At 64.1% G+C, this 14,194-nt stretch carries 12 protein-coding genes; 8 read left to right on the plus strand and 4 right to left on the minus strand.

Features of this window, described 5'->3' with window-relative positions:
- Positions 1-241: 241 nt before the first annotated feature.
- Positions 242-1,636 (minus strand): hypothetical protein, encoded by a 1,395-nt coding sequence (locus IPK66_13895; GenBank protein MBK8176307.1) that lies wholly within the window; start codon positions 1,634-1,636, stop codon positions 242-244.
- 580 nt (positions 1,637-2,216) lie between these two features.
- Between IPK66_13895 and IPK66_13900 the strand changes: the two genes are divergently transcribed.
- The 3 genes from IPK66_13900 to IPK66_13910 are packed head-to-tail and all read left to right on the plus strand — an operon-like array spanning position 2,217 to position 5,197.
- Positions 2,217-3,368 carry a Re/Si-specific NAD(P)(+) transhydrogenase subunit alpha gene (locus IPK66_13900; GenBank protein MBK8176308.1) on the plus strand — a complete coding sequence of 384 codons (1,152 nt, stop codon included), beginning with the start codon at positions 2,217-2,219 and terminating at the stop codon, positions 3,366-3,368.
- 2 nt (positions 3,369-3,370) lie between these two features.
- Entirely contained in the window at positions 3,371-3,787 is a 417-nt protein-coding gene (locus IPK66_13905; GenBank protein MBK8176309.1) for an NAD(P) transhydrogenase subunit alpha, read from the plus strand.
- 12 nt (positions 3,788-3,799) lie between these two features.
- Entirely contained in the window at positions 3,800-5,197 is a 1,398-nt protein-coding gene (locus IPK66_13910) for an NAD(P)(+) transhydrogenase (Re/Si-specific) subunit beta (protein MBK8176310.1), read from the plus strand.
- Positions 5,198-5,337: 140 nt separating this feature from the next.
- Here IPK66_13910 and IPK66_13915 read toward each other — a convergent pair whose 3' ends face one another.
- Positions 5,338-7,017, minus strand: coding sequence for a cache domain-containing protein (locus IPK66_13915; protein ID MBK8176311.1), 1,680 nt, complete (start codon positions 7,015-7,017; stop codon positions 5,338-5,340).
- Positions 7,018-7,241: 224 nt separating this feature from the next.
- Here IPK66_13915 and IPK66_13920 point away from each other — a divergent pair, with 224 nt between their 5' ends.
- Positions 7,242-7,442 (plus strand): hypothetical protein, encoded by a 201-nt coding sequence (locus tag IPK66_13920; GenBank protein MBK8176312.1) that lies wholly within the window; start codon positions 7,242-7,244, stop codon positions 7,440-7,442.
- A 189-nt stretch (positions 7,443-7,631) separates the two neighbouring features.
- Here IPK66_13920 and IPK66_13925 read toward each other — a convergent pair whose 3' ends face one another.
- Complete coding sequence (locus IPK66_13925; GenBank protein MBK8176313.1) at positions 7,632-7,835, minus strand: 30S ribosomal protein S21; 204 nt, start codon at positions 7,833-7,835, stop codon at positions 7,632-7,634.
- Positions 7,836-7,997: 162 nt separating this feature from the next.
- On the opposite strand from IPK66_13925, the gene IPK66_13930 reads away from it, so the two are divergent.
- The 3 genes from IPK66_13930 (at position 7,998) to IPK66_13940 (ending at position 12,033) form a co-directional block, all read left to right on the plus strand.
- Complete coding sequence (locus tag IPK66_13930; protein ID MBK8176314.1) at positions 7,998-8,561, plus strand: peptide deformylase; 564 nt, start codon at positions 7,998-8,000, stop codon at positions 8,559-8,561.
- 16 nt (positions 8,562-8,577) lie between these two features.
- On the plus strand, positions 8,578-9,213 hold the full coding sequence (locus IPK66_13935; protein ID MBK8176315.1) for a COQ9 family protein: 636 nt from the start codon (positions 8,578-8,580) through the stop codon (positions 9,211-9,213).
- Positions 9,214-9,327: 114 nt separating this feature from the next.
- On the plus strand, positions 9,328-12,033 hold the full coding sequence (locus tag IPK66_13940) for a PAS domain-containing protein (GenBank protein MBK8176316.1): 2,706 nt from the start codon (positions 9,328-9,330) through the stop codon (positions 12,031-12,033).
- 82 nt (positions 12,034-12,115) lie between these two features.
- On the opposite strand, the gene IPK66_13945 is transcribed toward IPK66_13940, so the two are convergent.
- Positions 12,116-12,697, minus strand: a complete 582-nt coding sequence (locus tag IPK66_13945) for a hypothetical protein (GenBank protein ID MBK8176317.1) — start codon at positions 12,695-12,697, stop codon at positions 12,116-12,118.
- A gap of 419 nt (positions 12,698-13,116) precedes the next feature.
- Between IPK66_13945 and IPK66_13950 the strand changes: the two genes are divergently transcribed.
- Positions 13,117-14,175 (plus strand): type II asparaginase, encoded by a 1,059-nt coding sequence (locus IPK66_13950; protein MBK8176318.1) that lies wholly within the window; start codon positions 13,117-13,119, stop codon positions 14,173-14,175.
- Positions 14,176-14,194: the final 19 nt, after the last annotated feature.

Consider the following 14,194-nt stretch of genomic DNA (forward strand, 5'->3'; position numbering starts at 1 on the left):
GGCGGTCCGGACGGAGAGGGCTAACGGAGAGCGGTTCGGGAGTCGTCCTGTGCCCTCCAAGCCTTCCCTAACCGGCGCGAGGCGGCCTCAGTCGCGCCTGGTTCGGCTCTCACCTGGAAACGACGAACCAGGCTCCCCGGCGAGGCCGCTGCGGCCTGCGGGGCCCGCAGGAAGCGGGCACCCGCAGACGACGGCGCGGCGCGACCGCGACGGAAGGAAGCGGCGCTCTGAGGCTATGACGCTACGAGGCTATGAAGTCGCAAGATAACGATAGCTTTGGTACCGGTACGCCCGCAGGAACAATCTCGAGAACTTCGACGTAATCGCGAATGTTCAAGTCAATCGAAGTTGGATTTGATCGGGTTTTAACCGGGGTATCGCGCGACCAGAGGTAGTTCGACGTCGGATCGGCAGGTAGATAGTGCCTGACAAGCTGGATGTTCGTATTGAACTTCAATGTCGCCGCCTGCGGGGCGTTGACGATCTGGCCGGATTTTTCGAAACCTTGCCGTTCCTGCCAGAGGACAAGGTAAAAAGCGCCATTTGATTTTTGTAACAACACCGTCCGTACGTCCGCCAGATCTCCAGTCAGGGTATAATTGAGCGACTTTGTCGAGAAGGTCCACGTACTATCACATAGCACGTGCATAAGATTACGAACGGCGTAAAAGCGTCCCTTGCGCTCGAGGCCGTAACTCATCAGCCCGAAATGCGCCCCTGTAATTGTTTTCGCCGGATTATCGGATGGGTCGAGAAGCTGATAGATAAACATCCGTGCGATTTGCGGGTTTGTGAAGGATGACAACATCGTTCGCGGCAGGTACTTGATCGCTGTTGCCTCGTCGACGTACTGAGCACCGGAGTTGCTCGCCGTGTGATACCCCGTCTCGGTGACGACGAACCGGGTTCCGGGAATAGACGGTGCTGCCGCCGGCAAAGCCCAATCCGCTTTTTCTTCGAATCCCAAGTAGTTTGGATAGATGTGTATTCCGCCGATGTCGGCGATCGAGGAATAATTTCCGATCATTGAATAATAGTAGTCGATATTGGGCCCTGCCATTGTTGGCCCAATAACGGGAATATTATTCAGTTTTGGATCGGATCTCACCCTGGAGTAGAGGTTTCCCTGAAATGAACGCAGGGCCGTAGGCCAGTCCTTTATGCCATAATCTCGTTCGAGAATATTGTATTCGTTCGGTCCCTCAAGCGCGACAACCGCCTGCGTGCCAAGCATCGACTTGATCCGGTCAAGTTCAGGCTGGATTCCGCTGGGGTCGAGCCGGCTGTTTCGCCCGCTGCCCGTGCGGGTATCGACGACTCCGGTCAACTTGACTCCCAAGGTCTGATACAGGTCTTTGAACGTCTGCATCGCGGCGGTGTTGCCAACGTCGTCGCGGATGTGGTGAATGCCGAGTTCGTCGAGGGCTGCCTTCACCTTGCCATATTGCGTCCGGTAGACCGAGTTGCCCCAGGCGAAATGCGAGGCGACGCCGATCGAATTGACAAATTGCTTGGCTGGCTTCGCGGCCACGGCCGCAGCGTACGCGTCGGTCGGTGACGATGCGTAGAACGACGCAAGCGCGAACATAACGATAGGTAAAGCCCACCCCCGGGGCCTCAAGGTCCAGTCGTTCATAGAGATCTCCAAGTCTTTGAGCACTTTGGTTAGTTTTCTAAGTTTCGCCACGCGTTTGATGATAAAAATGTGGCCAGTTTATGGTTGCTGTCCCTCGAACGCTGCAAAGCAACCGACCTTGTGTCAACACAGAGATCATGACAATTTTGTTTATCGTGGTTTTATTACTTTCTTTCTACCAATAATCGAAAATCATCATTGATTACATCAATAAGCTGCGACCACGTCGCAAAAAATGGATCTCGCGATCGCAAAAGCATGAATTTGTTTTTGTGAAAATTGCGTGGCGACTCGGCGCCGCAGGAATTTTACGTGATGATGACATCCATTCCTTGAACAGGCATGAGTGAAAGACTCGAAATATGGGGCAATCGCACTTTTTCGCCATAATTTTGCCTGAAAGCTTCTGCAGCGCGGACGAAAGCGGTGGCAGCTCTCATTCGCCGACCTCGCCCGCGTGCCGCCGCACAGACGCGCGAAACCGCCACGCGGGAGCCGACAGGCAACGCTTGTGCCGCGCTCATCAACCGTGCATAAACGGCCCACAAAATGACCAACGACAAATGCGGGGGAATCCCACATGAAAATTGCCGTTCCTAGGGAGCGCTTTCCCGGCGAGACGCGGGTTGCGACATCGCCTGACGTGGTCAAGAAGTTCGCGGGATTGGGACTGGACGTCATCATCGAAACCGGCGCGGGAGAAGACTCCGCGATCACGGACGACGAGTTCCGGGGAGCTGGCGCGACGATCGCCAGCGACGAGGCCGCGGCGTTGCAGGACGCCGATGTCGTCCTCAAGGTCCAGCGGCCCTTGATCGAAGGTGCCCTTAATGAGGTCTCGCTCATCAAGCCGGGTGCCGTTCTCATCGCGTATCTCGCGGCGCTCACCCATCCCGATGAAGTCGCGGCTTACGCAAAGGCAGGGCTGACCACTTTTGCCTTGGAATTGATGCCCCGCATCTCGCGCGCCCAGTCGATGGACGTGCTGTCGTCGCAGAACAACCTCGCCGGGTACAAGGCGGTGATCGACGGCGCCACGGAGTTCGGAAGCGCCTTTCCGATGATGATGACCGCGGCCGGTACGGTGCCACCAGCCAAGGTGTTCATCATGGGCGTGGGCGTTGCCGGGTTGCAGGCGATCGCTACGGCCAAGCGCCTCGGCGCCGTGGTCACGGCGACCGACGTGCGCTCCGCGACCAAGGAGCAGGTGGAGAGCCTCGGCGGCAAGTTCATCATGGTCGATGAAGCGTCGATGAAGGACGCGGAGACGTCCGGCGGGTATGCCAAAGAGATGTCCGAAGACTTCAAGAAGCGGCAGGCTCAGGTTGTCGCCGATCACATCAAGAAGCAGGACGTGGTCATCACCACGGCGTTGATCCCCGGCAAGCGTGCGCCGATCCTCGTGACCGAGGAGATGCTTAACAGCATGAAGCCGGGTTCGGTGATCGTCGATCTGGCCGCGGACGCCGGCGGGAATTGCGCGCTCACTGAACCGGGGACGGTCGTGGTGAAGAACGGCGTCAAGATCGTCGGTCACACGAACGTGCCGGCGCGCCTGCCGAAGGACGCAACGGCACTCTTCGCTCGCAACATCTTCAATTTCCTCGCGCCCCACGTCGACAAGGACTCAAAGTCGCTGAACTTCAAGTGGGATGACGAAACCGTGCAAGGGACACTCGTGACCCGTGATGGGCAGGTGGTGAACCCGATGCTGGCAGGGGAGGCCAAGTGAACATGGAGCATTCAACCATTGTCGATCAGGCCGTGAACCTCGCCAACGAGGCGGCCCGGTTGGCGGAGCAGGCGGGGCAACTCGCCGTTGCCGCCACGCAGATGGCGGCCCCGGAAGCGGCGGCCAGTGGCGGCGGCCATTTTCTCGCCCTGTTCACCGTGTTCGTGCTGGCGGTGTTCGTCGGCTTCTATGTCGTCTGGAGCGTCACACCGGCGCTGCACTCGCCGCTGATGAGCGTCACCAACGCCATTTCCTCGGTCATCATCGTCGGCGGTCTGCTCGCCGCCGGGCCGGCAACCTTCGATTTCTCGAAGGTGATGGGATTCTTCGCCGTGATCCTCGCCTCGGTCAACATCTTCGGCGGCTTCATCGTCACCCAGCGAATGCTGGCGATGTTCAAGAAAAAAGTCCGGAAATAGGGGGTCGGGACAATGACAGAAAATCTGACCGGCTTTCTCTATCTCATTGCGGCGGTTCTGTTCATCCTCGCTTTGCGTGGTCTGAGCAATCCCGAGACGTCGCGTCAAGGCAACATCTTCGGTATTGCCGGCATGGTCATCGCCGTCGGCACGACGCTGTTCAGCGCCGGTGTCGTCAGCTACTGGATGATCCTGCTCGGCCTGCTCATCGGCGGTGGCATCGGTGCCGTTGTCGCGTTGCGCATCCAGATGACGGCGCTGCCGCAGCTGGTCGCGGCGTTCCACAGCCTCGTTGGTCTGGCGGCGGTGTGCGTCGCAACCGCGGCGCTCTACCATCCCGAAGCCTACGGCATCGGCTCCGCCGGCAACATCCATGCCGGCAGCCTCGTCGAGATGTCGCTCGGCGTGGCGGTGGGTGCGATCACCTTTTCGGGCTCGATCATTGCCTTCCTCAAGCTGCAGGGCTTGATGAGCGGCAACCCGATCACCTTTAAGTTCCAGCACCCGCTGAACGCGGTTATCGGCGCGGTCATCGTGCTGTCGATCATCTGGTTCTGCGTCAGTGAGGCGTACGCGGCTTACTGGCTGCTGGTGTTCCTCGCCTTCGCCATCGGCTTTTTGATCATCATCCCCATCGGTGGCGCCGACATGCCGGTGGTGGTCTCGATGCTCAACTCGTACTCGGGCTGGGCGGCGGCCGGTATCGGCTTCACCCTCGGCAACCCGGCTCTGGTGATCACCGGTGCTCTCGTCGGTTCGTCGGGCGCCATCCTCAGCTACATCATGTGCAAGGGGATGAACCGCTCGATCTTCAACGTGCTTCTCGGCGGCTTCGGCGGCGAGGGTGCGGTACCGGGGGCGGCGGCTGGCGGTGGTCGCGATCGCTCGGTGAAGTCGGGCTCGGCCGACGATGCGGCGTTCATCATGAAGAACGCCTCGAAGGTGATCGTCGTCCCCGGCTATGGCATGGCGGTGGCCCAGGCCCAGCATGCCCTGCGCGAGATGGCCGACAAGCTCAAGGCCGAGGGCGTCGAGGTCAAGTACGCCATTCACCCGGTGGCGGGACGTATGCCGGGCCACATGAACGTGCTCCTTGCCGAGGCCAACGTGCCGTACGAGGACGTCTTCGAGCTCGAGGAAATCAACCACGAGTTCTCAACCTGCGACGTCGCCTACGTCATCGGCGCCAACGACACCACCAACCCCTCGGCGCGCACTGACAAGTCGTCGCCGATCTATGGGATGCCCATCCTCGACGTCGACAAGGCCGGCACGACCCTGTTCGTCAAGCGCTCGATGGCCTCGGGTTACGCCGGCGTCGATAACCCGCTGTTCTTCGCCGACAAGACGATGATGCTGTTCGGCGATGCCAAGAAGATGACCGAAGAGATCGTCCAGGCACTCGGCTGATCGCGGCAGGTTCTGCTGCATCATCTCCAAGGGGGGCCTTATGGCCCCCCTTTCTTATGCGCCGAGCCGCAGGCGATGGTGAACGCTGTCCACCTCGTCTGAGGGTCCGCCGGCCGCGACCAGCCGCGCGGCGGTGCGGATCAGGCCGCCTGAACGCTGGCGACGAAACTGTCGACGGCATCGTGCAGACGGTCCGCCTGCTCGCCGAGGCTGCGGGCGACGCGAAGCGTCTGGCTTGCCGCCACGCCCGAGGTCTCGGCACTAGCGCTGACCCCGGCGATGCTGCGGGAGACCTCCTGGGTGCCGCCGGCCGCTTCGCGCACGCTGCGGGCGATTTCCGAGGTCGTCGTCCGCTGCTGCTCAGTGGCGCTGGCGATCGTTCCCGAGATGGTGTCGAGTTCCTCGATGATCCGCCCAATCGAGCGAATGGCGTCGACCGCGTGGCGGGTTGCCTCTTGCATCGCCGCGATCTGGGTCTCGATGTCCTTGGTGGCGCTGGCCGTCTGGTTGGCGAGGGTCTTGACCTCGCTTGCCACCACCGCAAAGCCCTTGCCGGCCTCGCCGGCGCGCGCAGCCTCGATGGTGGCGTTGAGCGCCAGGAGGTTGGTCTGGGCGGCGATGTCGTTGATGAGGTTGACGACGGCGCCGATCTTCTCGCCGGCCGCCGCCAGCGCCTGGACGGTCTCGTCGGTTCGCCGTACCGCCCCGGCCGCGTCGCGGGCGATCGCCGCCGATTTGGTCATCTGCTCGACGACGTTGCTGATCGAGGCGGAAAGCTCCTCGGCGGCCCCGGCCACCGTCTGCACGTTGGCGGTTGCCTGCTCCGAGGCCAAGGAGACACTCACTGCCTGCTGGCCGGTCTCTTCGACCGCACCGGCGACGGTGTTGGCCTCCGCCTCGACCGCGGAAGCTCCCTCGGAGACGGTGCGCATCACCTCGGCAATCTGGCGCTCGAAGCCGGCGATCAGATTGTCGAGACGGTGGGCGCGCGCCGCCTTGGCCTCCTCGGCATTGCGCAGCGCTGCGGCCGCAGCCGCGGCTTCGCCCATCCGGCTCTTCAGCAAGGCGACGGCTCGCGCCATGTCGCCGACCTCGTCATGCCGGTCGGTGTGAAGAACCGGCGCATCGAGGTTGTTGTCCGCGAGCGCCAGCAGCGAGGTGCGCAGGCAGCTCATCGGCCGGGTGATGCCGCGGGTCAGCGGCACAGCCAACAGAGCGAGCAGCGCCGCTAGCCCCGCAGCCCAGATGCCGGCGGAGATCAGGCGATCGACGAAGATCTCATCGACGTCGTCAATGTAGACGCCCGAGCCGATCATCCATTGCCAGGGCTCGAATCCGGCCGCGTAGGCAAGCTTCGGGGACGGCGTATCCTTGCCGATGCGCGGGTTCAGAAAGTTCACGAAACCGCCGCCGCCCTTCGCCGCCGCGATCAGCGCGACGTTGAACTCGACGCCGTTGGGGTCTTTGAGATGGAGGAGATTCTTGCCCTCGTTATCCGGCTTGCGGCCGTGGACCTGGTTGACGCCGTCGTAGCGGTAGACGAAGAAGTAGTCCTCGTTGCCGTAGCGCATCGTCCGTAGCAGCGCTTTCGCCTGGTCCTGCGCCTGAGCCTCGGTTATCCGCCCCGCCGCCGCCTCGTCGGCCAGCGCCTTGACGGCGGAAAGCGCGGTTTCGACCTCGCCTCGCAGCGCCGTCTGCCGCTCGGCCATGAGCGTGCCGCGCAACGCCCAGAGCTGCACGCCGAAGACGCAGATACAACAAACGGCCGACAGCCCGAGCAGGGCGAACAGCCGCCGGGAGATGGTCAATTTGATGGCCATGGGCCACTCCTAAAGGAATTGGGGACGGGCGGGCCTGAAGCCGGCCCCGTGCGGGCGAGTATCGCGGCAAATCGTTAAGGCCCGATCAACGCGCTCTGCCCTCCGCGCATGGCAGACTTGCGCCGGCGGCGCTGCCGACTAGCCCGTGGCCGTGTTGACAAAGGCCATAAAATATTTATGGTCAATTGCGCGAATAATAATGACTCGTAATTGGAGAACTAGACATGAACACACTCGACGACGTGCGCGCCGCAGCGATCCGCGCGTACAGCAGCCTGCGGTTCCGTGGCCATTCGGATTGCCGCGCGTTCGAAGCGGCGGTCGGGTTGTTTCGCGTGCGCTGCCCGCGTGTCGACCGGCGCGAGGCACACTTCGTCGTCGCCACGTGGATCTGTGATGCGCTGGAACCCGAAGTCGGCGACTGACGGGACCGCACCCGCCGACGTTTTGGCATCTCCGCGCGAGGATCTTGGCGGCATAACGCGCCGCCGTACTTGCCAAGGACAGGGCACGCCACGATCGCGACGCTGCGCCGCGGCGAGCGCCACCGACACTCGCCGCGGCGCGGGCGTCAGGACATGGACAGGCGTAGCGGGCGAAGCGGAAAGGTCGGCTTAGAAGCCTTCGCGCTCGAGGCGCTTGCGCTCCAGCTTGCGGGCGCGGCGGACGGCTTCCGCCTTTTCACGGGCGCGGCGCTCGGATGGTTTCTCGTAGGCCCGCCTCAGTTTCATTTCCCGGAAGATACCCTCGCGCTGCATCTTTTTCTTCAGCGCTTTCAGGGCTTGGTCGACATTGTTGTCGCGGACGATCACTTGCACGGTGGCGTTGCTCTCTTTCCAGTTTTCGGCCGGGTTTCACTTCGAGCCAGAGCGACTCGCAAGGACGGTGTGTGTAACATATTGGTTGCGCGCTGTGAAGGCTTGTCGCGGCGTTCCCGGCGCGCGACATTGGTGCAGGAGGTTTCGAGGATTGGTGAGGCAATGGCTTTATTGAAGATTGCGCGCATGGGACATCCGGTTCTGCGCCGTCCGGCGGAGCCGGTCGCTGATGTTACCGCGCCGGCGCTGCGACGGCTGTTTTCGGACATGGTGGAGACGATGGCCGACGCCGGCGGTGTCGGCCTCGCCGCGCCACAAGTCCACGTGCCACTGCGGATCGTGGTGTTTTGTGTCCCCCCGTCCCGTGCCGATGATCCGCAGGCGGCGGAGAACAGCCCCACGGGACCCGTGGGGTTGACGATGATCATCAATCCGGTGATCGAGCCGCTGTCCGATGAGAGGGAGGAGGCATGGGAAGCCTGCCTGTCCCTGCCCGGTCTGAGCGGGAAGGTTCCGCGCTACCGGCGCATCCGCTATCATGGCCTGAACGCCGACGGCGCGCCGATCGATCGCCTCGCCGAGGGATTCCACGCCCGAGTGCTGCAGCACGAATGCGATCACCTCGACGGCGTGCTCTATCCGCAACGCATGGACGACCTTGGCACCTTCGGCTTTGCCGAGGAGATCCGACGGGCGGCGACTGCACCAGACGCCGCGGTGGACTGAAAGGACGATGACGCCGATGAACTCCGACGAGGCAATCCGCGATCAGATCGTGTTGGCGACCTTGCCGCACGTCGCCTTCGAAGGGTGGAGCGAGCGCGCTTTGCGGGCGGGCGCGGCCGACGCCGGCTGGCCCTTCGACGAGTTGCCGATCGTCTTCCCCGGCGGCGCCCGGGAGATGATCACCCATTGGTACCGCTACGCCGACCGCCGGATGCTCGACGCCCTGGAACAGGCGGACACGGCGGGAATGAGCACGCACGAACGGGTCGCGGCGGCGATCCGGTTTCGCATCGAGGTCAACATTCCCTACCGGGAGGCGGTCCGGCGCACGCTTTCGTTTCTGGCCTTGCCGCATAACGTCAAGCTTGGCCTGTCATCGACCTACGCCGCTGTCGACGCCATCTGGTATGCGTGTGGAGATACGACGACGGATTTTCGCTTTTACACCAAGCGGGCGACGCTCGCCGGCGTCTATGTGGCAACCATCCTCTACTGGATTGACGATTCATCGGAGGATTTCGTCGAAACCTGGGCCTTTCTCGATCGCCGGCTTGCGGGCGCGTCGTTTTTTCCGCGTATGGGAGGGCGGTTGCGGGGCATGGTCGATGGGCTGCCGCGCCCGTTCCGTGTGTTCGGCGCCCGCGGTGCGTGATCGCGGTATCCCATAGTCTGTGCCGAGCGTGCCCCGCTGGCGGCACGGCTCGGAAAAACAGGCTGGTGCGATGAGGCGGGAATGTGGCGTGACCTCCTGCGGGGACGAAAGAGGGTGGCGACGCGCTCGACTCGGCTGATCAGCGTTCTGCTGTCGGGCCTCGTCGCCGGCGTGCTGACGCCGCTGTTGCTGCTGGCGCTCGCCTACGGGATCTGGAGCCTGCATATCCAGCAGCGGGACGTCGACGAAGACCTGATCGACGCAGCGCACTCTCTTTCGCTCGCCGTCGATCGCGACGCGCAGACGATCGAGGCCATTTTGCACGTTCTCGCTACTTCCCCCTATATCGAGGCCGGCGCGTTCGATGCGTTTCACGCGCAGGCGCAAGACATTGCCCGTCCATATGGCGGCTGGTTCGTACTCACCGATCCGACGACTCAAATGCGGATGAATACCTTGCAGGCAGCGCGCGATCCGCTGCCGAAGTCGGGCGATCCGGACGGAATCCGGCGGGTGCTGGCGACCGGCGCGCCTTTTGCCAGTGATATTTTCATGGGCGCGGTGGCCAAGCGGCCGGTGATCGCCATCTTCGTTCCGGTCGTGCGCGATGGCGAGGTGGTCTTCGTCCTCGACATGGCGTTTGATCCGGAGCGGCTGAGCCGTCTGTTGGAGGCGGAACGGCGGTTGCCGCGAGGCTGGACGGTGTTTCTCGCCGACCGCAACGGCGCGCAGATCGCCACCTCTCCCGCCGACGCCGGTCCAGAATCGCCGCCACAGGTCGGACGCTCGCTGCGCGAACTGCTCGATGCGCAGGCGGAGGACGACGCGACCCCGCGTCTGCGCCATACCACGTGGAACGACGCGCAGGTCCGCATCGCCGTCGCCCGGTCGGAGGTGACCGATTGGAACGTGATCGTCGTCGCTCCCACCGAGGCCCTGCAGCGGCCGACGCGGCAGGCGGCATGGGGATTCGCGCTCGCCGCCCTGCTGTCCCTGGCGACGGCACTGAGCGCCGCGGTCATCATCGGGCGGCGGATCGCCATGCCGTTGCAGGCGATGGCGCGCGACGCCGACGCCGTCATCCGCGGTACCCCGATGGCGGTGCCCGAAACCCGCATCGCCGAGATCGACGACGTTCGCAAGGCACTCGGCCGGGCGGCGGTGGCCGTGCGCCAGCAGATCGAGGCGGAGTACCGCCTGTCGGGGGAACGGCGCGCACGCGCTGCGGCCGAACTCGCCCACGAGGAGATCCGCAAGCGGGAAGCGGCGTTGCGCGAGAGCGAGGAGCGCTACCGGGGACTGACCGAGGCGACGGCGGCAGTGGTGTGGCGGACGGACGCCGTGGGTCTGGTCGGGGACATCCCGCAATGGCGCGCCCTCACCGGCCAGACGGTCGCGGAGTGTACCGGCTGGGGGTGGCTCGCCGCCCTGCATCCGGACGATCGCGCCGAAACGTATGAAGCGTGGAAGCGCGCGCAGGATTCCGGTGTGCCCTATGACGTCGAGTACCGCGTCCGCCACGCCGATGGACAGTATCGCTGGTATAATGCCCGCGGTGTGGCGATCGCCAACGCCGATGGCTCGATCCGGGAATGGATCGGCGTGTGTATCGACATCGAGGATCGCAAGCAGGCGCACCACCGGCAATCGCTGCTCACCGCGGAACTCGATCATCGCGTGCGCAACATCCTGGCATCGGTTCAGGCGATGATCTCGCTCACCGCCCAGAACGCGTCGAGCGTCGACGACTTCGGCCGGCGTCTCCAGGGGCGGGTCGCGGCGATGGCGCGGGCGCATGGCCTTTTGACCCGGCAAAAGTGGAAAGGGGCGAGTCTGGCGCAGATTATTCGTGACGAAATCCTGCCGTTTGCCTCATCCGAGGAGGCGGTACACCTTAATGGCTGGCCGGATTGCATCCTCGTGCCGCGCGACGCGCTCGATTTCGCCCTCGTCATTCACGAACTGGCGACCAACGCGGCAAAATACGGCGCCTTGTCGGTGCCGGCCGGTCGCGTCGACATCGACTGGCGCCTGGAGGGCGGCGCGGACGACCGGCGCCTGAAATTCGAATGGCGAGAGAGCGGCGGGCCGGTGGTGAAACGGCCGACACGTCGCGGTTTCGGCTCGCGGCTGCTGACATCCGCGCTCGGTAGTGGGCCGGATGCGACTGTCGTGCTCGATTTTCCGCCCGAGGGCGCGCGCTGCCACATCGATTGGCGATTGAGCCGGGGTCGTGATGTGCGGGCGCTCGCATCGCCGCCCGAGCCGCAATTTTCAGCCGTATCTACGCCAGATGCGCTTCCTCCGGCTACGACGCTAGCTTCATTACCGCCAACTTTGGCGGTGGCGCCCGCCGCCGGCGCTTCAGGCAGCACGCCGTCGGACATGGCTTGCAGCGCGCCCGAACCGCTCGTTCTCGTCGCCGAGGACGAGCCGCTCGCCGCGCTCGAGCTGGCGGCGATTCTCACCGATGCGGGCATGCGGGTGGTTGGCCCCGCCCCGAGCCTTGCCGACGCCATCGCGCTCGCCGAGCATCCCGGCCTCGCCGTCGCCGTGCTCGACGTTAATCTGCGCGGGGAACGGGTCTTCCCGCTCGTCGACCTCCTCACCGGGCGCGGCATCGCCGTCGTTCTGGTCACCGGCTATGAGGTCGATGCGGCATTACCGGAAGCGTATCGCTCCATCGCATCGCTACAAAAGCCGGTCGACCGCCACCAGTTGATCGAGATTGTCCGTCAGATCCTTGCCGCTTTGGCGGCGACGGACTCACCACCATCCGTTTCGCCGGCCGGGCGGCGGCGTGGCGATCACGACGACTGATTGCCCAACGGGGTTGCACGAGGCGAGGGGTTAGCCCTTTTGGTCCGGCGGCGTTTTTCGCGCGCCAGGAGGGGCGCGGCGGTCAGCGACGAAGCGGCGCGCCGCTGCCGTCATCGTTCGCGTCTTCGCCGACGAGCCGATCGCGGAAGGCGCACAGCCAGTCGAGCCGGCTGGTAAGCACGCCGATGTGATGGCCGAGCCATTCCGGCATGAAGCCGGCGGCGCCCGAGGGATGATCACGCAGGTCCTGCAGCCGGGCGAGTTCGCGCTCGACGGCGGCGATGAGCAGCTCGGCCTGGGCGCACTGGTCGTCCGCCGGCAGCAGGTGCAGGAAGCGGAACTTGAGCGCGGTGATCAGCGAGTTCAGCTCGGTGTTCGACGGCCGGACGTTGGCGGTCAGCAGCGCGCGCATCTCGTGCCGCCCGTCGTCGGTCACGCGCAAGATCGCGCTGTCGCCGCTGCCGGAGAGGGTCTCGACCAGCCCCTCATACTTCAGCAGTTCGATCGAGTGGCCCACGATCTCCGGCGTCGGGCCGATCACGCGGCTGATGAAATGGCGGATCGAATTGGCGAGATCGCCGTAGCGCATCGGCTCGACGGCAAGCGAGCCAAGGGCGCACAGCCGGATGGCCTCTTTCGGAGTCAGCGTGTTGTCCGTGTACATCTCGACACTCCTTGTCACGCTTCCCTTAAGATAGTGCCGAATTCCCCCGGACAAGTCCACCATCGCCCGATTCTGCCGTCCCGCTGCTCGGCCACCCTGGCAGCGTCGAGCCGGTGCGCTTCATCCCGCGCTGTGTAATAGCTCGCAAAAACGCCGATACTAACGAACGTTGCGGGTGAGATCTCGTCTTGATGCCGCCCGACGCCGTCCGCTTGCATCGGACAGCGGAGCCGCGAGGAAAGCTCTGCTTTCGTCGCTCCGGGGAAAACAGGATCGGTGACCGTGGCGGCGTATCGCTTGGCGGATTCGCCAGCTTGACGGTTTGGGCGGATACCGGGAGCATGACGCCTAGCCCGGCGACGGGCCGGTAACTCCAGCGGGACCTAATGAACATGCTCATGGCGAGGAGAACGAAACCGATGCGGATCGCAAGCAGCGTGGTAGTGGCGGCGGCGCTTGCCCTGGTCTCGGCGACGACGGGGGCGATGGCGAAACCGCACGTCGCCGTCGTCGCCACCGGCGGCACCATTGCCGGCGCCCAGACCGCACCGCAAGGCGGCGGCTACACCTCAGGCGTGTTCAGCGTCGAGACGCTGATCGCGGGAGTGCCGCAGCTCAAGGAGATCGCCGAGATCTCCGGCGAGCAACTGGTCAAGATCGGCAGCCAGGATATGAGCGACGCCGTCTGGCTGAAGCTTGCCAAGCGAGTCAACGAGCTGCTGGCATCAAACGACGTGGATGCGGTGGTTATCACCCACGGCACCGATACGATGGAGGAGACCGCCTACTTTCTCGACCTGGTGGTCAAGAGCGACAAGCCAGTGGTGCTCGTCGGCTCGATGCGCCCGGCGACGGCGGTCAGCGCCGATGGCCCGGGCAACCTCTACGATGCGGTCACCGTCGCCGCCGATCCGCAGGCGAAGGGTCGTGGCGTGATGGTCGTGCTCAATGATCAGGTGTTTGCCGCCCGCGACGTCTACAAGACCAACACCACACAGGTCGACACCTTCAAGTCGCCCGACCGTGGGCCGATCGGCAGCGTCGAAGCGGGGACCGTCGTCCTGTTCGAGGTGCCGGACGGCCGGCATACGACCGAGAGCGAGTTCAGCGTCGACGATATCGCGGCGATGCCGAAGGTCGATATTGTTTACGCCTACGCCAACATGGGCCGGGAGCTGATCGACGCCGCGGTCAAGGCCGGCGCCAAGGGGATCGTCGTCGCCGGTGTCGGCAACGGCAACATGACGGCGGAGGCGCTGCAGGCGCTTTCCGACGCGCACAAGAAGGGAGTGGTAATCGTCCGCAGCACCCGGCTGCCGAGCGGCTTCGTGACTCGCAACGCCGAGGTTGACGACGACGCTCTCGGCTTTGTCGCATCCGAGGAGCTGAAACCGTCGAAGGCGCGCGTTCTGCTCAAGCTGGCGCTGATGAAGACGACCGATCCCTTGCAGATCCAGGAGATGTTTCGCGTCTACTGAGCCAGTCGCGCGCGCCGCC

This window comes from Rhodospirillales bacterium, assembly GCA_016712595.1.
Classification (GTDB): domain Bacteria; phylum Pseudomonadota; class Alphaproteobacteria; order Rhodospirillales; family Defluviicoccaceae; genus Defluviicoccus.

Bases quoted from the DNA above. Each gene is read 5' to 3' on its own strand.
- IPK66_13945 (MBK8176317.1), bottom strand. From the start codon at position 12,697: ATGTACACGGACAACACGCTGACTCCGAAAGAGGCCATCCGGCTGTGC.
- IPK66_13915 (MBK8176311.1), bottom strand. From the start codon at position 7,017: ATGGCCATCAAATTGACCATCTCCCGGCGGCTGTTCGCCCTGCTCGGG.
- IPK66_13905 (MBK8176309.1), top strand. From the start codon at position 3,371: ATGGAGCATTCAACCATTGTCGATCAGGCCGTGAACCTCGCCAACGAG.
- IPK66_13930 (MBK8176314.1), top strand. From the start codon at position 7,998: ATGGCTTTATTGAAGATTGCGCGCATGGGACATCCGGTTCTGCGCCGT.
- IPK66_13920 (MBK8176312.1), top strand. From the start codon at position 7,242: ATGAACACACTCGACGACGTGCGCGCCGCAGCGATCCGCGCGTACAGC.
- IPK66_13910 (MBK8176310.1), top strand. From the start codon at position 3,800: ATGACAGAAAATCTGACCGGCTTTCTCTATCTCATTGCGGCGGTTCTG.
- IPK66_13895 (MBK8176307.1), bottom strand. From the start codon at position 1,636: ATGAACGACTGGACCTTGAGGCCCCGGGGGTGGGCTTTACCTATCGTT.
- IPK66_13935 (MBK8176315.1), top strand. From the start codon at position 8,578: ATGAACTCCGACGAGGCAATCCGCGATCAGATCGTGTTGGCGACCTTG.
- IPK66_13900 (MBK8176308.1), top strand. From the start codon at position 2,217: ATGAAAATTGCCGTTCCTAGGGAGCGCTTTCCCGGCGAGACGCGGGTT.
- IPK66_13950 (MBK8176318.1), top strand. From the start codon at position 13,117: ATGCGGATCGCAAGCAGCGTGGTAGTGGCGGCGGCGCTTGCCCTGGTC.